Origin of the sequence: Microbacterium keratanolyticum (assembly GCF_016907255.1) — a bacterium.
GTDB classification, from domain to species: domain Bacteria; phylum Actinomycetota; class Actinomycetes; order Actinomycetales; family Microbacteriaceae; genus Microbacterium; species Microbacterium keratanolyticum.
The window spans coordinates 680,896-700,999 of the sequence record NZ_JAFBBQ010000001.1; the positions used below are offsets into that span (position 1 = coordinate 680,896).

A 20,104-nucleotide genomic window follows, 5' to 3' on the forward strand; every position below is an offset into this window, starting at 1 on the left:
ACCTGCCGAAACTGACCACTCGATTCACAGAAGGAGGACGGATGCTGTCACCAGAAGACATCTCGCAGATCGCAGCCGAGCTCGCTGAGGCCGACCGCACGCACGGCGTGATTCCGCGCATCACCGCGCGCTATCCGGAGGCCACGGTCGAGGACTCGTACGCGATCCAGGGCGTCTGGCGCGACCAGCAGGTCGCGGCCGGCCGCACCCTCGTGGGCCGCAAGATCGGCCTCACCTCGAAGGCCATGCAGCAGGCGACGGGAATCTCCGAGCCCGACTACGGCGTCATGTTCGACGACACGGTCTACCGCTCGGGAGATGAGATCCCCGTCGATCATTTCTCGAACGTGCGGATCGAGGTCGAGCTGGCGTTCGTGCTCAAGACGCCTCTCGAGGGTCCGGACTGCACGCTCGAGGACGCACTGGCTGCGATCGACTACGCGGTCCCGGCGCTGGAGGTCCTGAACTCGCACATCGAACTCGAAGGGCGCACGATCGTCGACACGATCAGCGACAACGCCGCCTACGGGGCGATGGTGCTCGGTGATGTGCACAAGCGCCCGGATGAGATCGACCTGCGCTGGGTTCCGGGGCTCCTGTTCAAGAACGGCGAGATCGAGGAGACCGGAGTGGCCGCGGGCGTGCTCAACCACCCCGCAACCGGTGTCGCCTGGCTCGCCAACAAGTTCCATCAGCACGGCTCCCGTCTCGAAGCAGGAGAGATCATCCTGGCGGGGTCCTTCACACGGCCCATGTGGGTGTCTCGTGGCGACCAGGTGCTGTGCGACTACGGACCGATGGGAACGATCGAATGCCACTTCATCTGAGCCCGTCCTTTCGTGAGGCCCTCGCGGCGTCCGAACGTGCGCTCATCGGCATGTGGGGGTGTGCGGGCAGCTCTGTCATGACCGAGATCGCCGCAGGCTCGGGTCTGGACTGGCTGCTGATCGACATGGAGCACTCGGCGAACACGCTCGACAGCGTGCAGTCTCAGTTGCAGGTCACCGCGGCCTACCCGATCACGCCGCTCGTTCGTGTGCCGTGGAACGACCAGGTGCTCATCAAGCAGGTGCTCGATCTGGGCGCGCAGAACCTGATCGTGCCGATGGTCTCCTCCGCTGCGGAAGCCGAAGCCGCCGTCCGCGCCATGCACTACCCGCCGAAGGGCGTCCGCGGCGTCGGCAGCGCTCTGGCCCGGAGCGCACGCTGGAACCGCGTCGAGAACTATCTCGCCGAGGCATCCGCGCACATCTCGCTCACGGTGCAGATCGAGACGACCGCGGGGGTCGAGGCTGCGGCCGAGATCGCCGCCGTCGACGGCGTCGATGCGGTGTTCGTCGGTCCGTCCGACCTTGCCGCGTCCATGGGGTATCTCGGTCAGCAGACGCACCCCGAGGTGCTCGCCGCTGTGGCCCGCACCTTCGCCGCGGTCGCAGCCGCAGGCACGCCGGTCGGCGTCAACGCCTTCGATCCGATCGCCGCCGAGTCGTACATCGCCGAAGGTGCGGATTTCGTCGCCGTCGGGGCGGATGTCGCACTGCTGGCCCGCGCCTCGGAGGCGCTGGCCGCACGGTTCATCCCCTCGTCCGACGACGCCGGTCGCGCGAGCTACTGACGCGCAGAGACTCGGGGTGAGGTGTCCAATCGACGCCTCACCCCGAGTACGCGCTCATTCCCCCGGCGAGGTTGCGCAGGGATGTGCCGCTCGGTGCGGACGCGGCGAGAGCATCGATCGCCCGCGCAGAGCGGATGCCTCCCTGACACGTGATCACGATGTCGCCTCCGTCGTGTGCCTCTGCACCCAGCACCGCAACCAGCGCAGACCAGCCCTGCGCGAGCACCCGGTCAAGAGGCACATGATGCGATCCCTCGATCGAACCGGCCTCCCGCTCGTCCGCCGTGCGCACATCCACGACGACCAGCCCCGGCTCTGCGCTGCGCAGTCGCGCGGCGACCTCCCCCGCCGAGATGTCATCGGGTCGTCCTGTCGATGGCACCGCGCAGCGCAGCGTCACCTCCTGGAGGTCGGCGACGGCGGGACGATCAGGATCGATCCCGAATCGCAGTTCGCTCCAGCGTCCGGCCAGTGCGTCGTAGCGCGCCAGGCGTCCGACGAGCGGCTCGCCCACTCCGCAGATCAGCTTGAGTGCTTCGACGGCCATGGCAGAGCCGACGACACCGCAGAGTGCGCCGAACACCCCACCCGTCGCGCAGTCGGCGATGGAGTCCTCGTCCGGGATGTCGGGATGCAGGTCGCGCAGCATCGGCCCGCGGCCGGGCCAGAAGACGCTCAGCTGCCCGGCGAACCGGAGGATGCTCCCCCAGACGACCGGCGTCCCGGTGAGCTCGGCGGCATCGTTCACGAGATAGCGGGTGGCGAAGTTGTCGGCGCCGTCCAGCACGAGATCATGCGCACGGAAGAGGGCGAGAGCGTTGTCCGGGCGGAGCCGCTCGGCATGGGCGGTGACGTGAACCTGCGGATCCAACGCCGCGATCGCGCGTCGCGCGGATTCTGCTTTGGGGGTTCCGAGATCGGCCTCTCCGTGCAGCACCTGCCGCTGCAGGTTCGTCCGTTCGACCCGGTCGTCATCCATCACCGTGATGTGCCCGACGCCGGCGGCGGCCAGGTACTGAAGCACGGGTGCACCGAGGCCTCCGGCGCCGATCACGAGCACACGGGCGTGCGCGATGCGGCGCTGCCCCTCGGCCCCGATACCCGGTAGCGGCAGGTGCCGGGCGAACCGCGCAGCACGTTCGGGGGGCAGCGCCGGACCGGGAGCGACGAGCGGAGGGAGCGTCACAGATCGGCCTCCGAGGGACGGGCGGCGATGAGTCCATCGGCGGCCGAGGAGGCGAGCGCGAGCGGACGCTTCGGGATGCGGCCGGCAGCACGTGCCAGGCGTCCCGCCTCAACCCCGGCCTTCATCGCACGCGCCATCGCGATCGGGTCCTGCGCGCGAGTGACGGCGCTGGCAAGAAGCACGGCGTCGACGCCGAGCTCCATGGCGAGCGCCGCATCCGATGCTGTTCCGACGCCCGCATCGAGCACGACCGGCACCGACGCACGCGCCACGATCGTCTCGATGTTGTGCGGGTTCAGGATGCCGAGCCCGCTGCCGATCGGCGATCCGGCGGGCATCACGGCGCTCGCGCCGACATCCTCCAAGCGCTTCGCCAAGGCGGGGTCGTCGTTCGTGTAAGCGAAGACGCGGAAGCCGTCCGCGACGAGCTCCTCCGTCGCACGGAACAGCTCGACGGGGTCGGGCAGCAGCGTGTCCTCGTCGGCGATGACCTCGAGCTTCACCCAGTCGGTCTCCAGCGCATCGCGCGCCAGTTGGGCAGTGAGCACCGCGTCTCGGGCCGTGTAGCACCCGGCGGTGTTCGGCAGCGCGCGCACGCCCAGCCGCTCCAGCATCGCGAAGACCGAATCGCGACCTTCGGGTGAGAACCGACGGATCGCGACTGTAGTGATCTCGGTGGCGGACGCCACGAGGGCCGCCTCCAGCAGGGCGAGGCTCGACGCGCCGCCCGTGCCCATGATGAGCCGGGAGTCGAAGCTCTCCCCGGCGACGGTGAAGATGTCTGCGGGTGCCAGAGTGGTCGTCATCTCAGCCTCCCTGCACAGCCGTGACGATCTCGACCTCGTCGCCCGCGGCGAGCGCCTGCGCGCCCCAACGGCCGCGGGGCACGACGGTGCCGCCGACCGCGGCCGCGACGCCCAGTCGTCCGCCGTCTGCACGGGAACCGTCGGCACGCAGTTCGTGACCGGTCATGGTGCGCACGAGGTCGAGCAGGGAGGCATCTGCGGCCACCGCCTGCTCCTCGCCGTTCACGCGCACGGTCTGGGTTGTCGTCATCGTCAGCCTTTCATTCCGGCGCCGTCGAGCACGGCGACCGCGGGTGGAGTGAGATCCGGGAGCACCTGGCGGACGTCCGCAGGATGGAAACGCGAGGGGTGCACAGCCGCGGCGACGGCCGGATCGACGGCGCGCCCCTCGACGAGGTCCGCGACGAGCCGGGCGCCGAGCGGCGCGAGCAGCACACCGTGACGGTCGAATCCGTTCGCGACGATGAGGCCGCGCTCGACGACGCCGATCAGCGGCGTCGCATCCGGGCTCCCCGGCCGTGGCCGCGCCATCATCTCGATGACCTCGCACTCTTCGATGCCGGGCACCACGGTCTGGGCGTCGCGCAGCAGGGCCAGCACGCTTCCCGCCTGCACGCCCGCGACGCCGCCCTCGCGAACCGAGGCGCCGACGACGAGGGTTCCGTCTTCACGGGGAACGAGATAGACCGAGCGCCCGCGGACGAGCGCGCGCACCGTGTGCGTCAACAGGGGGCGCAGCGCCTCGGGCACACGCAACCGGAGAATGTCTCCCCACACCGGGCGCACCGGCAGCGCGGGGACTCCTTCCACCTGGCCCAGGCCCGTCGCTGCGATCACGACGTCGGCGGGGACAGCATCACCGGAGGCGAGATGCACCCAGCGGTGCGCCGGCTCCCGTCCGATCGGGGTGTCCGTCGAGACGCGCACAGCCTGCTCGCGGCGCACGCCCGCGCCCAGCGCCCGCAGAAGCGACGCCGCCATCTGCCGGGGATCGACCTGATGATCCGCGGCGATTCCCATCGCGGCGGACACCGCCGGGCCGAGGGAGGGTTCACGCTCTCGAGCCCGCGATCCCGTCATCCGATCCACGACCGCACCGCCCTGCTGCTGCAGAACCGCCAGCCCCGTCAGGGTCTCGCGGTCGGCTGCGTCCACCGCCACCGCCAGGGTCGCCGTCTCCCGGTATCCCACGGCGTCGCCACCCGCTGCCGTCAGCCGCGCGAGGAAATCGGGGTAGGCGTGTGCAGCGTCCCGCATCAGCGGATGCAGCGCGTCCTGTGCCCACTCGGTCTCTGTGACCGCCGCGAGCATCCCCGCGGCCGCCCGGCTCGCACCGCCCGCAGGGTTCGGATCGAGGACGATCGCGTCGTGCCCTCGCTCCCGCAGCTCGAAGGCCGTCGCCAAGCCGACGACTCCGGCGCCGATCACAACGATGCGCATTGCGTGCCCTTTCCTACGACGGCATGATCCGTTTCAGGTTCAGCGGTCGGCACGTGGCCCTCTCAGCCCTCTCCTGGGCTCCCGCGGACCCCTCTACTCTAGGGCGTATGCCTGCTTCCTCCTTCGCACCCACGGCGTCCGGCGTCCGCGCACACCGCCGTGCGCTCCTTGACGACGCACGCCTCTACGTCTGCACGACTGCTCGCACCGAGACGGGCGATCTCGAGTCCTTCCTCGACGCGGCGTATGCGGGCGGCGTCGACATCATCCAACTGCGCGACAAGGGTCTGGAGGCCCGCGCCGAGATTGAAGCACTGCAGGTGCTCGCTCGCGTGGCACGACGGCACGGCAAGCTCTTCGCCGTCAACGACCGCGCCGATGTCGCCGCCCTCGTCGGTGCCGACGTCTTCCACGTCGGCCAGGGCGATCTGACCACCACGCAGGCGCGCACCCTGCTGGGTCCCGACGTGATCATCGGCCGTTCGACGCATTCGGCCGCACAGGCCGCCGAGGCGGACGCCGACGCCGATCTCGACTACTTCTGCACGGGTCCGGTCTGGGAGACCCCGACGAAGCCGGGTCGGTCAGCCGTCGGGCTCGATCCGCTTCGGACTGTCTCGAACTTGAAGACCACGAAGCCGTGGTTCGCGATCGGCGGCATCGCCCCAGGCCCCCGGCTCCGCGAGGTCACCGACGCCGGCGCCTCCCGAGTCGTCGTCGTCCGCGCTGTCACGGAAGCAGACGACCCCGCAGCCGCCGCACAGGCGCTGCGCACACAGCTCGACTGAGCACCGCGCCCGCTCCCCTTTCGCACCGTCGGAGGACCCGTGAAAGGATGAGCGGATGCCGCACGCAAGGAGCCCCCACTGATGCGCGGCCTCGCTGCGATGCAGGATCGCGGGTTCCGCTGGTTCTTCCTCGCTCGCACGATCACGATGGTCACCGGCTCGATGTCGTCCATCGCGCTCGCCTTCGCGGTCTTGCAGATCGACAATGAGGCGACGTCGCTGGCAGGAGTGCTGGCGGCATTCACGATCAGCAACATCGTCTTTCTGCTCATCGGCGGCGTCGTCGCCGACCGCCTCCCTCGGGCGCTGATCATCCAGACCTGCTACGTCTTCGACATCCTGTCCATCGGCACGGTCGCCGTGCTGCTTTTCACCGGCACAGCGACCGTTCCCCTCATCGCGCTCTTGGCCGCCGTCAACGGTGCGTCCTCCGCCTTCGTGCTCCCCGCGATGCAGGGCATCATCCCCCAGCTGACGACGCCCGCACACCTGCAGCAGGCCAATGCGATGCTCTCGTTCGTACGCTCTGCCGTCACGATCGGCGGGCCCGCGATCGCCGGAGTGCTCGTCGCGACCGCGGGTCCGGCGTGGGCGATGGTGGTGCAGGCGGCGGGATGGCTCGCCGCGATCCCCATCCTCGCCATGGTGAAGCTCCCGCCTCCCGCTCAGGCCGAGAAGGCGACCATGCTCGCCGACCTGCGCACCGGCTGGCGGGAGTTCTGGATGCGCCCCTGGCTGTGGACGGTCGTGCTCGCGTTCATGATCATGAACGCGATCCATGCCGGCGCGTGGGGTGTCGCAGGGCCGTTCATCGCCAACAACGACCCGCTCTTGGGCATCGCCGGATGGGGATGGGTCGTGAGCGCCGAAGGCGCAGGCGTTCTCGTCATGACGCTCCTGCTGATGTGGCTTCCGCTGCGACGCCCGCTGCGGTGGGGAATGATCGGCATGGCCGCGTTCGCGCTGCCGCTCACCATGCTCGGAGTGCATCCCGCCGTCGTTCTCGTCGCGATCGCGGCGTTCGTCGCTGGCGCGGGCATGGAGGTCTTCGGCACCGGCTGGAGCGTCGCGATGATGGAGAACGTGCCCGTCGAGAAGCTGTCGCGGGTGTCGAGCTACGACATGCTCGGCAGCTTCGTCGCCATCCCGATCGGCACTCTCGCGTTCGGCTGGCTCATCACGCATGTCGATGCCGGAACACTTCTCGTCGCCTCCGCCATCGTGTACGCGGTCGTCGCCCTCTCCACGCTGCTGGTGCCGAGCGTCTGGCGGATGGGTCGCGCAGACGGCGCTCTCGCCGCGCGGTGACCGGCGATCATCCCTGGCGTTTCATAGCTTCGCCGACGACACTGAGGTCATGAGCTTCGCAGATCTCGCACCCCTCGCCGACCGTGCCGCGCTGTACTCCGCACTGCGTCAGGAGGCGCTTCTCGATGCGATCGGAGGCAACGCGCACCGCTGGGACGCCGACCTCACCGCAGGAACGATCACCTTCACCCCGCACGCCACGCCGGAGCATCCGGTCGTCGTCGGCGCGCACCTCATCGCGACCATCGCCCCGGAGCCGCGCACCCTGCGCTGGGCCTGGGCGCAGCCGAACGGCGCGGATGCCACGGTCGCCACGCAGCTGCGCGACGCGGGCGCTGCGGTGCAGAACGTCACGCTGACAACCGCCGAGGTCCCGTTCCCCGAGAGCATCGAGGGTGAGCTGGACGACTGGATCGCGCAGGCCGCGCACACCGTCGCCGGCGCCGCGGTCGAGCTCACCGGTCGGGCCCCCTACTTCTCGGCGCCTGTCGAGGGCGGCACCCGTGCGGTGTTCCTGCTCGATGCGCCTCTCCCGAACCTTACTGTCGCCGACGCCCTCACGGCGCTGCCTCGCGTCATCGCCTCCGTGCCCCTGAGCGACCCGCGCACGGCACTGTGGAATCTGGCCCGCCTCGCCGGCTGGAACCTGCAGTGGACGGATGAGGCGTTCACCGGTGCGATCATCTCCGATGCCACGGCATCCGCGACCGTGCGTTTCGATGAGAACGCGCGCATCACGGGTATCGAGGCCACTGTCTGAGCTGCGCACCTACCCCTGCCATTCCACGGCGCACGTCAGTAGCATGTGCGCATGAGCGCCCTCGACCTGATTCCGGCAGGACACACCTTCACCGCCGAGGAGATCACGGCCTACGCCGATCCTGAACGGCGCTCTCTCGAGCAGGCGCTCACCGAGGCCGACGTCCTGATCAGCGCCCCGCACGCCGGTGCGGCGATCCCCGAAGAGCTGGCCCCCTTCCTCTCCCCTGCGCTGACGCGTCGTCTGCAGTACGACTTCACCGACGTCGCCACCGCGGCGATCGTCCGGCGTTGGGCGGCGATCGATCCCCGCGTCGTGGCGGTCGTCAACCCGCACCCGCGTCTCGTCCGCGACCCCAACAGGGCACGGCCCGCCGACATCGCCGGCGATCTGGCGACGGCCATCGAACGCACGCGTGCCGCGGGGGCATGGCAGAAGGTGGATCTGAGCGGTGTGGATGCCATCCGCCCCGTGACGTTCTCGTTCTTCCCGATCCTCGAGGTGCCGGAAGACGACGATGCCCTCCACCGATTGGTCTCCACATTCGTCGAGGTCGGAGAACGCGGTCTCGGCGTGTACGAGCGGGTGCGCGACGCACTCAGCGAGCGGATGCTGGAGCGCGCGCTGCGCACGGGCTCATCCTTCACACGGCTCTCCTTCCACGACACGATGAACACGACGACGACGCGGGAAGGCGCGGTGTCAGTGCCTCGCGCGGAGAAGGACCGTCTCCCCCGTGTCGTCGCACTCTCCAACCGCGGCGGATCTCGCGGCGAGAGCCGCGACCCCGCGGATCCGCCGACCATGGATGCTGCACGCCTGCGAGCGCTCGCGGAGGCCCATCGTGCGGGCTTCCGGGTGTCTCAGGCCGACGATGTCGCCCTCAACAAGCCCTACCTCGGCAGCCAGGAGATCCTCGCCGCGGGGGCGCGGTTCCGCGAGGTCGCGAAGGACGCGGCGCGCACGGGCGCGCAGCTCGACGCCGTGCAGGCCGAGTTCCTCCGCGAGTTCCTTCTGGGCGATGCCGCCACAGCCGTCCTGCATGAGCCCGGCACCGACTGGATCACGGAAGACCCGACGCACGTCGACGAGATCGCTCAGGCCTGCAAGCGCAGCTGGGATCTGTACCGCGCGAGCTGATCAGACCTGGCGGATCATCCACCCCAGAGCAGTCCGAAGAGTGCACCAGCAGCGATGGTCGCGACCGCCAGCACAAGCGTGGGGATGAAGAACGAGTGGTCGACGAGCTTCGTGCCGAGCTTCGTCGTTCCCGAGGTGTCGAAGTTCGCCGCGGCGATCTGCGAGCCGTTGGTCGGCAGCAGGTAGATGCCGGCGAACGCCCCGGCCCACATCCCGGAGAGCACCCCCAGCGGGATCCCTGCGGCAAGACCGATCGGCACGATCGTACGAGTCGCTGTCGACTGGCTCGTCGTGAGCACACAGACCAGGAAGACGCCGAGCGCGAAGATCCACGGCGCCGCGCTGACCCAGCTTCCGACGCTCGACGCGATGAGCTCGGTGTGCGCGCCGAGGAAGGTGTCGGTCAGCCAGGCGAGACCGAACAGTGCGATGGCTGAGACCATACCGGCCTTGAACACCGACATCGTCGGAATCTCGCCGACCTTGGGCCGCGAGACGAGCAGGATGATCGTGCCGACGACGAACATCACGATCTCGATGATGGGGGTCATCGATACGGGGTTGCCGTCGCCATCGAGCGGTCGCAGCCCCTTGAAGAGGCCGAAGATGACGATCGCGGCAACGCCGAGCAGGAAGATGATGGCGGCGTTGCGTCCCGCCGTCGTCACCGTCACCTCGGCACGGACTGCCGCGGCGCTGCCACTCGGCGCAGGAATCTCACCGCGGGCGATCTTTGCCTGCACCTCGGGGTCGTCGGCGAGCTCTTTGCCGAGCTTGTTCACGACAAAGCTCGCGATCACGATGCCGACGACGGCGGCCGGGATCGTCACCTTGAGGATGTCGATCAGCTCGAAGTCCCACGGGGCGGTGTCGGTGAGCGTGACCATCGCCGCCATCGCCGCAGACACCGGGCTGCACGCGAGTGCGACACCCGTCGCGACGACGGAGAGGGAGAGCGGACGCGAAGGGCGGATGCCGTTGCGATAGGCGAGGTCCTGGATCACGGGCAGGAGCGGGTACAGGATGTTCGAGGTGCCCGCGCCTACGGAGAACAGGAACGACACGAGCGGGGCGACGAGAGTGATCTGCTTGGGGCTCCGGGCGATGAGCTTGGCCGCAACCGAGACCATCCAGTCGATGCCTCCTGCCGACTGCATCATCGATGCGGCGAGCACAACGGAGAGCACGATGAGCAGAGCATCCACCGGGGGCGAGCCCGGAGTCAGCCCGAAAACGAAGACAAGCAGGGCGACGCCCGTGCCTCCCCAGAGCCCGAGCCCCACACCGCTGGACCGGGTGCCCATGACGATGCAGCCCAGCACGACCAGCAGCTGTACGACGAACAGTGCGATCTCCACAGCTCCCCCTGACCTTGACTGCGGTCAGCATATTGGCTCCAGCGCGTGCGCAGAACCCCCTCATCGTTCAGAGCCCTCTGACGGCGCCGCCCAGAACGCGTCAGCGCCCGAGCCGCTGGCGTGCGGTGTTGTTCCCCGCAGAGATCGGGACGTGGCGGGTCGCACCGGCGAGGCCGAAGGCGGGCATGTCGGCATAGATGGCTTCCAAGTCCGCGACGGGCACCTGATAGGTCTCGTGCCACACCCCGACATCGCCCGATCCCTGCGCGGTGCGTGCGAAGTCGCGCCACGCCGCGAGGTGTGGCGCATCACGGTCCGCTGCGAAGCGCTGCAGATGCTCGGGGCTCTCCCAGTACGACAGCAACAGCGTGGTCCGGCCGAACCAGCTCCGCGCGCCCAGCATCCCTGCCTCCGGATGGGCGTCGAGGTGATGCAGCATCGGGGTCATGCGCCGCGCCGTGCGCCAGACCGCGCCCAGCTTCCACCAGCGATTCGCCCGCATGCCGATCAGAAACACGGTGATGTCGGACCGATCCGGTGACGCCGTGTAGCGCCCGGGAAAGACCTGTTCAGCCATGGGTTGTCTCCTTCGCTTGCGTCGCCACCAAGTGGATAACGTTGTTACAAAACACTGTTTTGAAACGACGTTACGATACTGTGGACCGCATGGCAAGACCCCCGCTGTACGACGACGCCCTTCGCCGCCGGCTGCTCGACGTGACAGTCGAGATCGTCGACCGCGACGGACCGGCGCGCGTCTCACTCCGCGACGTGGCGCAGCGTGCCGAGACGTCGACGTCAGCCGTGTACAGCCTGTTCGGAGGCAAGGGCGAGCTGCTCACCGCCGTGATCGAAGAGGGATTCGCCTCCTTCAGTCGGGCGCAGAGCGACGCGGAACCCGAGGGTCTGCGGGCTCTGGGCATCGCCTATCGACGCTGGGCGCTCGCCAATCCCGCGCTGTACCGCCTGATGTTCGGCGGAGCGCAGCTGGTCCACGACATGCACTCCTCCGGAACCGCCATGGCGCCGAGCGCCCTGCTCCCCCTCGCACGCACCCTGGCCGCGACAGCGTCCATCGACGATGAGGGTCTTCGCAACGCCATCACCGTCTGGGCACAGGTGCACGGCGCAGTCAGCCTCGAACTCGCAGGCGTCGTTCCCGTGCAGATCGACGCCGACGCCGTCTACGAGACGGTTCTCGACACCATCGAGCGCGCCTTTCCCCCTCGGTGAAGCTGTGCCACGCTGAGTGCATGAAGAACCGCATCGTTCGCGCCGTCTCGCTCTACGCGTTCACGGTGGTCGTGCTGCTGGCGATCGGCCTGCTCATGCCTCAGGTGTCCGTCGGCTGGCACGCATTGTGGGCCGGCGTGGTGCTCACCGCCGCGGCACTGCTGATCAAGCCGCTGCTCACCAAGATCTTCCGCAACGCCGCCGCCAAGTCCGCGAGTGACCGCACGCGGGTCGGCGAGAAGGTCGTGCAGTACGTCCTGGTCTTCCTGGTCGAGCTCATCATCTGGGTTCTGACCGTCATCTTCAGCGGCGTGCACGTTCGCGGCTTCTTCTGGGGATACGTCCTGCCGCCGCTGGCACTGCTGATCGCCTGGATCATCTACGACGCCATCGATGATCGGATCGAGGCGAAAGCCGGCCAGCTCTACGATCGGGTCGGCACCTCGGTGCGCGGAACGTCTCGACCCGACGCCTCCCCGTCCACTCCAGGGGCGCCAACGACGAAGGCCGCCCGCGAGGAACTCGCGGACGGCCTCACACCAGAGCAGCGACGCCTGTTCGACGAGCTCTGACAATCACTGCTGCGCGGCGCGCTCCGCAGCCTCGACGACGTTCGTCATGAGCAGCGCCACCGTCATGGGCCCCACGCCGCCGGGGTTCGGCGAGACGAAACCTGCGACCTCTGCGACATCCGGGTGCACATCTCCGAAGACGAGCGACTTTCCGGTCTCGGGATCGGTCTCCCGCGTCACGCCGACGTCGAGCACGGCCGCACCGTGCTTCACGTCCTCCGCGCGGATCAGGTGCTTGACGCCCGCTCCCGCGACGATCACGTCGGCCTGGCGCAAGTAGGGCGACATGTCAGGCGTTCCTGTGTGCACCTGCGTGACGGTCGCGTTGATGTCACGGCGCGTGAGCAGCAGCCCCATCGGGCGGCCGATCGTCACGCCACGACCGACGACGACGACGTGCTTGCCGTTGAGGTCATAGCCGTTGCGCTGCAGCAGTTCGATGACGCCGCGCGGCGTGCACGGCAGTGGCGTCTCGATCGGGGTGTTGACGTTCAGCACGAGTCGACCGAGATTGGTCGGGTGCAGTCCATCGGCATCCTTCGCCGGATCGATCCGCTCCAGAATCGCGTCGGTGTCGATGTGCTTAGGCAGGGGCAGCTGCACGATGTAGCCGTGGCACGTCGGGTCGGCGTTGAGCTCGTCGATGACGCGCTCCACGTCTTCCTGCGTTGCATCCGCGGGCAGCTCGCGCTGGATCGAGTTCATCCCGATCGCTTCAGACTGCTTGTGCTTCATGCCCACGTAGAGCTGCGATGCCGGGTCGGCTCCGACCAGCACCGTCGCGATGCCCGGGATGATCCCCTGGGCGCGGAGCGCCGCAACGCGCTCGGTGAGCTCTTCCTTGATTGCCGCCGAAGCGGCCTTGCCGTCGAGGACCTTCGCCGTCATCTCATGTTCCTATTCGTCAAAAACCACCCTCTGCGCGAGAAACCACATCTGCCACGATGTCTCGTGCAGAGAGTGGCTTCTCGCGCAGAACGGCCGAGTTACTGCTGCAGGTCGGGGTACAGCGGGAAGGCCGCGGCGAGAGCGTCCACGCGAGCGCGCAGCGCCTCGATGTCGGCACCGGGGAGCAGCGCGAGGGCGATCACGTCACCGACCTCGATGAACTCGGCGTCGCCGAAGCCACGCGTCGCGAGGGCCGGGGTGCCGATGCGCAGACCCGAGGTGACCATCGGCGGACGCGGATCGTTCGGAACCGCGTTGCGGTTGACGGTGATGTGGATCTCGTGCAGCAGGTCTTCCGCCTGCTTGCCGTCGATCGCGGCGTCGCGCAGGTCGACGAGCACGAGGTGCACGTCCGTGCCGCCGGAGCGCACGGCGATGCCGGCGTCCTTGACATCCTGCTGCGAGAGGCGCTCGGCGATAATCGCCGCGCCACGCAGGACGCGCTCCTGGCGCTCCTTGAACTCGGGGGTGCCGGCGATCTTGAACGCGGTCGCCTTGGCGGCGATCACGTGCATGAGCGGGCCGCCCTGCTGCCCCGGGAACACGGCGGTGTTGATCTTCTTCGCCAGGTCTTCGTCGTTGGTCAGGATGAAGCCCGAGCGCGGACCGCCGATCGTCTTGTGCACAGTCGATGAGACGACGTGCGCATGCGGCACGGGGTTCGGGTGCAGGCCTGCGGCGACGAGACCGGCGAAGTGCGCCATGTCGACCCAGAGGAGGGCGCCGACCTCATCAGCGATCGCGCGGAACGCGGCGAAGTCGAGGGTGCGCGGGTATGCCGACCAGCCAGCGACGATGACCTTCGGCTTGTGCTCGATCGCGAGGCGACGGACCTCTTCCATGTCGATCGTCGACGTCTCGGGATTCACGCCGTAGGCGACGATGTTGTAGAGACGGCCGGAGAAGTTGATCTTCATGCCGTGCGTCAGGTGACCGCCCTGGTCGAGCGACAGGCCGAGCAGGGTGTCGCCGGGGCGGGCGATCGCGTGCAGGACGGCCGCGTTGGCCGTGGCACCCGAGTGGGGCTGGACGTTGGCGAACTCGGCACCGAACAGTGCCTTTGCGCGGGAGATCGCGAGCTCTTCAGCGACGTCGACCTCTTCGCAGCCACCGTAATAGCGACGCCCCGGGTAGCCCTCGGCGTACTTGTTCGTGAGCACCGAGCCCTGCGACTGCAGCACCGAGACGGGCACGAAGTTCTCGGAGGCGATCATCTCGAGGAACGTCTGCTGACGGGCCAGCTCGCGGTCGAGGACCTGTGCGATCTCGGGATCGACTTCGGAAAGCGGGGCGTTGAAGAACTTGTCGGTCATGCGTCCTCCTCGGACGGTTACGGGATATGGGTCTCGGTGCGCGTCCGTAGGGCGGACGTGTCTACAACAACTCATCGGCCCAGGCGCGCGGTCGAATCCGTAACGGTCGCTCCCCGGTGGTAGCCCACCCAGACGCCAGTCGCGACGCCTGAAAGCTTAGCGGATGCCTGGGCGGTTGCCCTCGCCTGTTTCCGGCGCAGCCTCCGCCGCGAATGAGAATCGAAACGATTCGACAAAACGCGAAGATCCTGTTGTAGGTTTTGTTCATGGCCTTTCCGGAATCCCTCCCGCTGATCCCTTTTCCGACCTCCGTGCGTCGCGCTGAGGGCGCGCTCGCGCTGACCTCCGCACGCGTGAACGGGCCGGATGACGCCGTCGCCGCGCTGCGTGAAGGGTTCGCCGCACGCACCTCGCTCCCCTTCGACAGCGCAGCGAGCGCGGATGACGCGCAGATCGTTCTCCAGGTCGGGTCGACCTCGGCGGGCACTCCCGAAAGCTACGAGCTGCGTGTCGGCGACCGTGTCGAGATCACCGGCGCCGATGAGGCCGGTCTCTTCTACGGCGTACAGACTCTCCGCCAGCTCGCGCACGAGGTCGACGGCGCATGGTCGGTCCCGCACATCGAGATCGACGACGCCCCGCGCTTCGCATACCGCGGCATCATGCTCGACGTCGCACGTCACTTCTTCGGTGTCGACGACGTCAAGCGCTACATTGACAACGCGAGCGCGCTGAAGTACAACCACCTGCACCTGCACCTCACCGATGACCAGGGCTGGCGCCTGCAGATCGACGCGTGGCCGCTGCTCACCGAGAAGGCCGCATCCTCTTCGGCACTCGGCGACGAGGGCGGCTTCTACACGAAGGACGACTACCGCGAGATCGTCCGCTACGCGGCGTCCAAGCACATGGTGCTCGTGCCCGAGGTCGATCTTCCGGGTCACACGCACGCGATCGGCGTCGCCTACCCCGAACTCGTCGAGGCTCCGGTGATCAGCGATCTCCTCATCTCTGAGGGCGAGCGTCTGAACCAGCCGCTTCCCGTGGCCGGTCAGGTCTACACGGGCTGGGGTGTCGGTCACTCCTCCGTGCGCATCGGGGAAGAGCGCACGTACGACTTCGTCCGCGACGTGCTCACCGAGGTCGCCGAGATCACGCCCGGCCCGTACCTGCACATCGGTGGTGACGAATCCCTCGGCACCACGGCAGAGGACTTCGCAACCTTCGTCACGCGCGCCACGCGCATCGCCGCCGAGACCGGCAAGACTCCCGTGGCCTGGCACGAGGTCGGCGCTGTCTCCGACATCGCCGAGGGCACGATCGGCCAGTACTGGGGCAAGGTCACTCCCGAGGGATCGCACGCCGAGGAAGCGGCGCACTTCGTCGCTCGCGGCGGCTCGCTGATCATGTCGGCATCGGATGCGACCTATCTCGACATGAAGTACGGCGCCGATTTCCCGCTCGGCCTCGTCTGGGCCGCCATCATCAACGTGCAGAAGGCCTACGAGTGGGAGCCGACCGCGGTCGTCCCCGGAGTCCCGGCCGAGGCGATCCTCGGCATCGAGGCTCCGCTGTGGTCCGAGACGACGCGCACGATGGCCGATGTCGAGCAGCTCGTCTTCCCGCGCGCTGCCGCCCACGCCGAGACCGCCTGGTCGGCGGCGACCGCACCCGAACGCACCTGGGACTCGTTCCGTGCCCGCGTCGCGGGCCTCGCTCCGGCATGGAAGGCTGAGGGGGTCAACTTCTACGCATCAGAGGAGATCCCATGGCAGAACTGACCCACAGCTCCGTGAGCGGCTCGCTCGTCATCCATTCGGCACGCATCGTCTCGGCGGGCACGATCGTGGATGACGGCTGGGCGCGCATCGAGGACGGGCGGTTCGTCGAGACCGGCACCGGCAGCGACTGGGCTCCGGCGGACACGGTGATCGATGCCAGGGAAGTTGCCGGCACCGGCGCCATCCTCACTGCGGGATTCGTCGACATCCACGGCCACGGGGGCGGCGGCGCGGCCTTCGACGACGGCATCGACGCGATCCGTCATGCCCGCGCGATGCACCGAGCGCATGGGACGACACGCGCGGTCGTCTCGCTCGTCACGGCATCCCTCGACGCCCTGGAGGCGCGCGTCGCCGCCGTCGCGGATCTGGTCGGCTCAGACGCGGACATCATCGGATCCCACTTGGAGGGTCCGTTCCTGGATCCTGCGCACAAGGGTGCGCACGACGCGGCACTGCTGCGCGATCCGGCTCCCGAGGAAGTCGCTCGACTGCTCGCTGCAGGCCGTGGAACCGTTCGTCAGGTGACGATCGCTCCCGAGCTCCCGGGTGGACTCGACGCGATCCGCGCGATCGTCGCCGCGGGCGCTGCGGCCGCCATCGGCCACACCAGCGCCGACGATGCCATGGCCCGTGCGGCCTTCGAGGCCGGGGCCACGATCCTCACGCATGCGTTCAACGCCATGCCCAGCATCCACCACCGCGCCCCTGGACCTGTCCTTGCCGCTGCGGCCGACCACCGCGTCATCCTCGAGGCGATCGCGGACAACGTGCACCTGCACCCGCACATCATCAAGCTCGTCTTCGATTCGGCTCCCGGACGGGTCGCACTCGTGACGGATGCGATGGCCGCCGCGGGTTCCGCAGACGGTCAGTACATCCTCGGCGCCCTTGAGGTCACGGTCGATCAGGGCGTGGCCAGGATCGCGAGCGGTTCTATCGCCGGGTCGACCCTGACACAGGATGTCGCGCTGCGCCGTGCTGTCGAGGCGGGCGCCTCCCTGGAGGCTGCCGTGGATGCCGTGACCACGACTCCGGCAGCAGCCGTCGGCCTCGGGGACCAGCTCGGTCGGGTGAGCGCCGGCTACCTCGGCGATGCCGTCCTGCTCACCTCCGACTTCACGGTCGCAGGCGTGTGGACCGGAGCCGCGCTCGCGCGTTGAGCCTGAGACTGCGGCCGCGCCACGCGGCCGGGCCAGTCAGGGAGGCCGCCGTCTCGGGGCGGACGGCGGCCTCTTCCCCCTCCTGGCAGAGTTCCCCACCTCTGCCGAGAGCGAGCGGGGCGAAGCTCCTCCCCCAGGACTTCACACTCACCGATGCACAGACGCTCATCGGGTCGCATCCGGCATCCCCCTCGGAGCCGAACACGACACTCTCTACAAGATGAGAGTGCGATCCCCCGAGTTCATTACGCGGATCCACAGAAGTTCTTTGAAAGCGAAGAAAATCTCGCGTTCCACTGGCCGCATGCATCAGAACGAGTAAGAATAGTGAGTCCGTGCGGGAGCTTCCCCACGGATCCTCGGCGCCACCCTGCCCCTGCGCCGATACCTGGGGAATCATCCATGACTACGCCTGACAACGCACACCAGCCCGACGGTTTCTCACGACCCCTCGAGGGCACCGGCGATGCGGATCTTGTCCTGCGTTCCCGCTCCGGGGATGCTGAGGCGTTCGGGGAACTCTGGCAGCGCCACTACCGTTCGGGCATCGTCGTCGCCCGCGCGACGACGTCGGTGCTCGACGCTGATGATCTCGTGCAAGAGGCCTACACCCGCATCTATCAGGCGATCCAGGCAGGAGGCGGACCCACAGGATCGTTCCGCGCGTACCTGTTCACAAGCATCCGGAACACGGCCGCGTCCTGGGGCCGCGCGCGCCGCGAAGATCCGATCGACGAGTTCGACGCGATTCCCGATCCCCAGACCACCGAGGCCGGAGTCGGCGAGGCTCTCGACCACAGCCTGACCGCCACCGCGTTCCGCAGCCTGCCCACTCGCTGGCAGGAGGTGCTCTGGTACACCGAGATCGAGCGCATGAAGCCCGCCGCGGTGGGTGCACTGCTCGGGATGTCCGCCGGCGCGACCTCGCAGCTCGCCTTCCGCGCCCGCGAAGGACTCCGTGAGGCCTGGATCCAGGCCCACCTGCACGCGGCGGGATCAGAGCCCGACTGCGCGTGGACGATCGAGCGGCTCGGCGCGTACTCACGCGGCAATCTGAGCGGCAGGGATCGCACCAAGCTCGACGCGCATCTCAAGGACTGCCAGCGCTGTGTGATCGTCGCGGCCGAGGCGAAGGATGTCTCACACCGTCTGGCGCTCGTCCTGGTTCCGCTCGTCCTCGGCGTCTCCGGCGGCTCGGCGTACCTGGCTGCCCTGCAGCACGGCACCGCGACCTCGATTCCGCTCGCGGCGATGCCGTCGTCAGTCATGGATGGTGCGGCGTACCTCGGTGCCGCCCCCGGCATCGACGCCACTGCGCACGCGACGTCCGGCGCCGGCGGGCAGACCGTCGGTGCAGGAGGCGCAGCATCCGGGGCCGGCGGCGCGGCCAGCTCCGGAGGCATCATCTCGGGGATCGGCGCCCTCGTCGGCGTGGGCTCCGCGGCGCTCGTCGTCGCCGGCGCAGTCGTCGCCGCGGCCGTCGTGCCGGGGCTGCTTCTCGCCCCCAGCGCGACATCGCTTCCGGTCGCGGGCGAACTCGGCGGCCCGGGGATCGTCGCCGAGGTGGCCCCTGATGCAGATGCGGGTGAGCGCCCGCTGGTGATCGTCCCGAACGCTTCCACGCCCCGGACGCGCAGCGGCCAGGACCCGCGTGCCGAGGCCCCGCTCGCCGATGCCCCGACGTCGACGACGCCTCCGGTGACGCCGCCCGAACAGACCGCTCCTCCTGTCGACCCCGATCCCACGGACCCGACCGATCCGACCGACCCGGGTGTCACGGATCCGGGAGTCACGGATCCTGGGGAGACCGAGCCGGGCGAGACGGATCCGACCGATCCCACGGAGCCGACCGATCCCACAGATCCCACGGACCCTGGGACCACCGATCCCGGCACCACGGATCCGGGCACCACAGATCCCACGGACCCCGGTACAACGGATCCCACCGATCCGACGGACCTTGGCACGACAGACCCCGGCACCACCGATCCCGGCACCACGGACCCAACAGAGCCCGGAATCCCCGTGGGTGCGCTTCCGACCGTGGGCACGCCGACCATCACCTGCGATGCTTCTCCCCGTCTCTTCCGATGGGCAGAATACGCGTTCCCCGTGTCTGGCATCCCGAGCACCGAAGTGGAGCTGCTCGTCGACGGGTTCGTCGGCCCGCGTACGGCCCTCGATGAGACGGGTACCGGCACGGTCGTGCTGCGCACCACGGCTCTGGACTGGCTCTTGGATGCGTTCGTCCAGTTCCGGTACGTCACCGCGTCCGACGACGCAGCGAAGACCCCCACCGTGGCGCTGAGCTCCTTCGGCAGCACCACGCACTGTCTGATCGACGGTGAACCTGCCACAGAGACCGACGAGAACGCGCCCACCGAGGCCACCGACCCGCCGCCGAGCGCACCTGCCGCGCCGACGGATGAGGCCCCGCCCGTCCCGGCTGCGCGTGTGGAATCCACGACGGACAGCAGCCGCGCTGACGAGTCCGCCAGCGCGGACACCCCCACGGGCGACCCGAACGCCGGCGAGACCGCCGTCGAGGATCCCGTCGCCGAGAGTCCCCTCGCTGAGCAGTCGGTGATGAACGAGCCGGCCGCAGACGTGGCACCCGACAGCACCGCCGCCGTCGCGGACTGACGCCCGCACATCGCTCTCCGCGGGCGGCCTTCTCCGAGGCGCCGCCTAGA

Annotated in this window: 19 protein-coding genes and 2 riboswitches; of the genes, 11 read left to right on the forward strand and 8 right to left on the reverse strand. The window is 68.7% G+C overall.

The genetic code is table 11. The annotated features are described in order from the left end of the window. Window positions 1-41: 41 nt before the first annotated feature. The gene (locus JOD62_RS03315; RefSeq protein WP_204937899.1) at window positions 42-827 is read left to right on the forward strand and encodes a 2-keto-4-pentenoate hydratase; all 786 of its coding nucleotides are present in this window, start codon (window positions 42-44) and stop codon (window positions 825-827) included. Continuing rightward, complete coding sequence (locus tag JOD62_RS03320) at window positions 812-1,615, forward strand: aldolase/citrate lyase family protein (RefSeq protein WP_204937900.1); 804 nt, start codon at window positions 812-814, stop codon at window positions 1,613-1,615. Before JOD62_RS03315 ends, JOD62_RS03320 begins: the two co-directional genes overlap by 16 nt. Before the next feature lie 37 nt (window positions 1,616-1,652). On the opposite strand, the gene JOD62_RS03325 is transcribed toward JOD62_RS03320, so the two are convergent. The 4 genes from JOD62_RS03325 to thiO all read right to left on the reverse strand — a co-directional run bounded on the left by JOD62_RS03325 (window position 1,653) and on the right by thiO (window position 5,047). Continuing rightward, window positions 1,653-2,801 (reverse strand): ThiF family adenylyltransferase, encoded by a 1,149-nt coding sequence (locus JOD62_RS03325; RefSeq protein ID WP_204937901.1) that lies wholly within the window; start codon window positions 2,799-2,801, stop codon window positions 1,653-1,655. Next, the gene (locus tag JOD62_RS03330) at window positions 2,798-3,607 is read right to left on the reverse strand and encodes a thiazole synthase (RefSeq protein WP_204937902.1); all 810 of its coding nucleotides are present in this window, start codon (window positions 3,605-3,607) and stop codon (window positions 2,798-2,800) included. The genes JOD62_RS03325 and JOD62_RS03330 overlap by 4 nt, the downstream gene beginning before the upstream one ends. Window position 3,608: 1 nt before the next feature. Beyond that, window positions 3,609-3,857 (reverse strand): sulfur carrier protein ThiS, encoded by a 249-nt coding sequence (gene thiS, locus JOD62_RS03335; RefSeq protein WP_204937903.1) that lies wholly within the window; start codon window positions 3,855-3,857, stop codon window positions 3,609-3,611. A gap of 2 nt (window positions 3,858-3,859) precedes the next feature. Further along, window positions 3,860-5,047 carry a glycine oxidase ThiO gene (gene thiO, locus JOD62_RS03340; protein WP_204937904.1) on the reverse strand — a complete coding sequence of 396 codons (1,188 nt, stop codon included), beginning with the start codon at window positions 5,045-5,047 and terminating at the stop codon, window positions 3,860-3,862. Next, window positions 5,040-5,142, reverse strand: a riboswitch (TPP riboswitch). (Overlaps the previous gene by 8 nt.) 12 nt (window positions 5,143-5,154) lie before the next feature. On the opposite strand from thiO, the gene thiE reads away from it, so the two are divergent. From thiE to JOD62_RS03360, 4 genes are all read left to right on the forward strand, one after another. After that, window positions 5,155-5,835, forward strand: coding sequence for a thiamine phosphate synthase (thiE, locus tag JOD62_RS03345; RefSeq protein ID WP_204937905.1), 681 nt, complete (start codon window positions 5,155-5,157; stop codon window positions 5,833-5,835). Between the two features lie 81 nt (window positions 5,836-5,916). Further along, a complete protein-coding gene (locus tag JOD62_RS03350; protein ID WP_204937906.1) occupies window positions 5,917-7,143 on the forward strand; it encodes an MFS transporter in 1,227 nt (408 codons plus the stop codon). Between the two features lie 49 nt (window positions 7,144-7,192). Next, complete coding sequence (locus JOD62_RS03355; protein ID WP_204937907.1) at window positions 7,193-7,903, forward strand: DUF6882 domain-containing protein; 711 nt, start codon at window positions 7,193-7,195, stop codon at window positions 7,901-7,903. A 51-nt stretch (window positions 7,904-7,954) separates the two neighbouring features. Further along, window positions 7,955-9,043 carry an N-formylglutamate amidohydrolase gene (locus tag JOD62_RS03360; RefSeq protein WP_239526531.1) on the forward strand — a complete coding sequence of 363 codons (1,089 nt, stop codon included), beginning with the start codon at window positions 7,955-7,957 and terminating at the stop codon, window positions 9,041-9,043. A 14-nt stretch (window positions 9,044-9,057) separates the two neighbouring features. Here the strand turns inward: JOD62_RS03360 and JOD62_RS03365 are convergent, their stop codons facing one another. Both JOD62_RS03365 and JOD62_RS03370 read right to left on the reverse strand, forming a co-directional pair. Continuing rightward, window positions 9,058-10,401, reverse strand: coding sequence for an anaerobic C4-dicarboxylate transporter (locus JOD62_RS03365; protein ID WP_204937909.1), 1,344 nt, complete (start codon window positions 10,399-10,401; stop codon window positions 9,058-9,060). A 100-nt stretch (window positions 10,402-10,501) separates the two neighbouring features. Next, a complete protein-coding gene (locus JOD62_RS03370; protein WP_204937910.1) occupies window positions 10,502-10,978 on the reverse strand; it encodes a DUF4188 domain-containing protein in 477 nt (158 codons plus the stop codon). Window positions 10,979-11,067: 89 nt separating this feature from the next. Between JOD62_RS03370 and JOD62_RS03375 the strand changes: the two genes are divergently transcribed. Both JOD62_RS03375 and JOD62_RS03380 read left to right on the forward strand, forming a co-directional pair. Beyond that, window positions 11,068-11,634: a TetR/AcrR family transcriptional regulator gene (locus tag JOD62_RS03375; protein WP_239526532.1), complete on the forward strand. Its 567-nt coding sequence runs from the start codon at window positions 11,068-11,070 to the stop codon at window positions 11,632-11,634. A 20-nt stretch (window positions 11,635-11,654) separates the two neighbouring features. Then, window positions 11,655-12,206, forward strand: coding sequence for a hypothetical protein (locus JOD62_RS03380; protein WP_204937911.1), 552 nt, complete (start codon window positions 11,655-11,657; stop codon window positions 12,204-12,206). A 3-nt stretch (window positions 12,207-12,209) separates the two neighbouring features. On the opposite strand, the gene JOD62_RS03385 is transcribed toward JOD62_RS03380, so the two are convergent. Both JOD62_RS03385 and glyA read right to left on the reverse strand, forming a co-directional pair. Continuing rightward, entirely contained in the window at window positions 12,210-13,094 is an 885-nt protein-coding gene (locus JOD62_RS03385; protein WP_204937912.1) for a bifunctional methylenetetrahydrofolate dehydrogenase/methenyltetrahydrofolate cyclohydrolase, read from the reverse strand. A gap of 98 nt (window positions 13,095-13,192) precedes the next feature. Next, entirely contained in the window at window positions 13,193-14,467 is a 1,275-nt protein-coding gene (glyA, locus tag JOD62_RS03390) for a serine hydroxymethyltransferase (RefSeq protein ID WP_204937913.1), read from the reverse strand. Between the two features lie 70 nt (window positions 14,468-14,537). Next, window positions 14,538-14,620: riboswitch (ZMP/ZTP riboswitch) on the reverse strand. 113 nt (window positions 14,621-14,733) lie between these two features. Between glyA and JOD62_RS03395 the strand changes: the two genes are divergently transcribed. The 3 genes from JOD62_RS03395 (at window position 14,734) to JOD62_RS03405 (ending at window position 20,054) form a co-directional block, all read left to right on the forward strand. Continuing rightward, on the forward strand, window positions 14,734-16,248 hold the full coding sequence (locus JOD62_RS03395; protein ID WP_204937914.1) for a family 20 glycosylhydrolase: 1,515 nt from the start codon (window positions 14,734-14,736) through the stop codon (window positions 16,246-16,248). Next, window positions 16,236-17,411, forward strand: a complete 1,176-nt coding sequence (gene nagA, locus JOD62_RS03400; protein ID WP_204937915.1) for an N-acetylglucosamine-6-phosphate deacetylase — start codon at window positions 16,236-16,238, stop codon at window positions 17,409-17,411. Before JOD62_RS03395 ends, nagA begins: the two co-directional genes overlap by 13 nt. Window positions 17,412-17,813: 402 nt before the next feature. Next, a complete protein-coding gene (locus JOD62_RS03405) occupies window positions 17,814-20,054 on the forward strand; it encodes an RNA polymerase sigma factor (protein WP_204937916.1) in 2,241 nt (746 codons plus the stop codon). Window positions 20,055-20,104 lie beyond the last annotated feature (50 nt).

Bases quoted from the DNA above. Each gene is read 5' to 3' on its own strand.
- JOD62_RS03315 (WP_204937899.1), top strand. From the start codon at position 42: ATGCTGTCACCAGAAGACATCTCGCAGATCGCAGCCGAGCTCGCTGAG.
- JOD62_RS03320 (WP_204937900.1), top strand. From the start codon at position 812: ATGCCACTTCATCTGAGCCCGTCCTTTCGTGAGGCCCTCGCGGCGTCC.
- JOD62_RS03330 (WP_204937902.1), bottom strand. From the start codon at position 3,607: ATGACGACCACTCTGGCACCCGCAGACATCTTCACCGTCGCCGGGGAG.
- thiS (WP_204937903.1), bottom strand. From the start codon at position 3,857: ATGACGACAACCCAGACCGTGCGCGTGAACGGCGAGGAGCAGGCGGTG.
- thiO (WP_204937904.1), bottom strand. From the start codon at position 5,047: ATGCGCATCGTTGTGATCGGCGCCGGAGTCGTCGGCTTGGCGACGGCC.
- thiE (WP_204937905.1), top strand. From the start codon at position 5,155: ATGCCTGCTTCCTCCTTCGCACCCACGGCGTCCGGCGTCCGCGCACAC.
- JOD62_RS03350 (WP_204937906.1), top strand. From the start codon at position 5,917: ATGCGCGGCCTCGCTGCGATGCAGGATCGCGGGTTCCGCTGGTTCTTC.
- JOD62_RS03355 (WP_204937907.1), top strand. From the start codon at position 7,193: ATGAGCTTCGCAGATCTCGCACCCCTCGCCGACCGTGCCGCGCTGTAC.
- JOD62_RS03360 (WP_239526531.1), top strand. From the start codon at position 7,955: ATGAGCGCCCTCGACCTGATTCCGGCAGGACACACCTTCACCGCCGAG.
- JOD62_RS03370 (WP_204937910.1), bottom strand. From the start codon at position 10,978: ATGGCTGAACAGGTCTTTCCCGGGCGCTACACGGCGTCACCGGATCGG.
- JOD62_RS03375 (WP_239526532.1), top strand. From the start codon at position 11,068: ATGGCAAGACCCCCGCTGTACGACGACGCCCTTCGCCGCCGGCTGCTC.
- JOD62_RS03380 (WP_204937911.1), top strand. From the start codon at position 11,655: ATGAAGAACCGCATCGTTCGCGCCGTCTCGCTCTACGCGTTCACGGTG.
- JOD62_RS03385 (WP_204937912.1), bottom strand. From the start codon at position 13,094: ATGACGGCGAAGGTCCTCGACGGCAAGGCCGCTTCGGCGGCAATCAAG.
- glyA (WP_204937913.1), bottom strand. From the start codon at position 14,467: ATGACCGACAAGTTCTTCAACGCCCCGCTTTCCGAAGTCGATCCCGAG.
- JOD62_RS03395 (WP_204937914.1), top strand. From the start codon at position 14,734: ATGGCCTTTCCGGAATCCCTCCCGCTGATCCCTTTTCCGACCTCCGTG.
- nagA (WP_204937915.1), top strand. From the start codon at position 16,236: ATGGCAGAACTGACCCACAGCTCCGTGAGCGGCTCGCTCGTCATCCAT.
- JOD62_RS03405 (WP_204937916.1), top strand. From the start codon at position 17,814: ATGACTACGCCTGACAACGCACACCAGCCCGACGGTTTCTCACGACCC.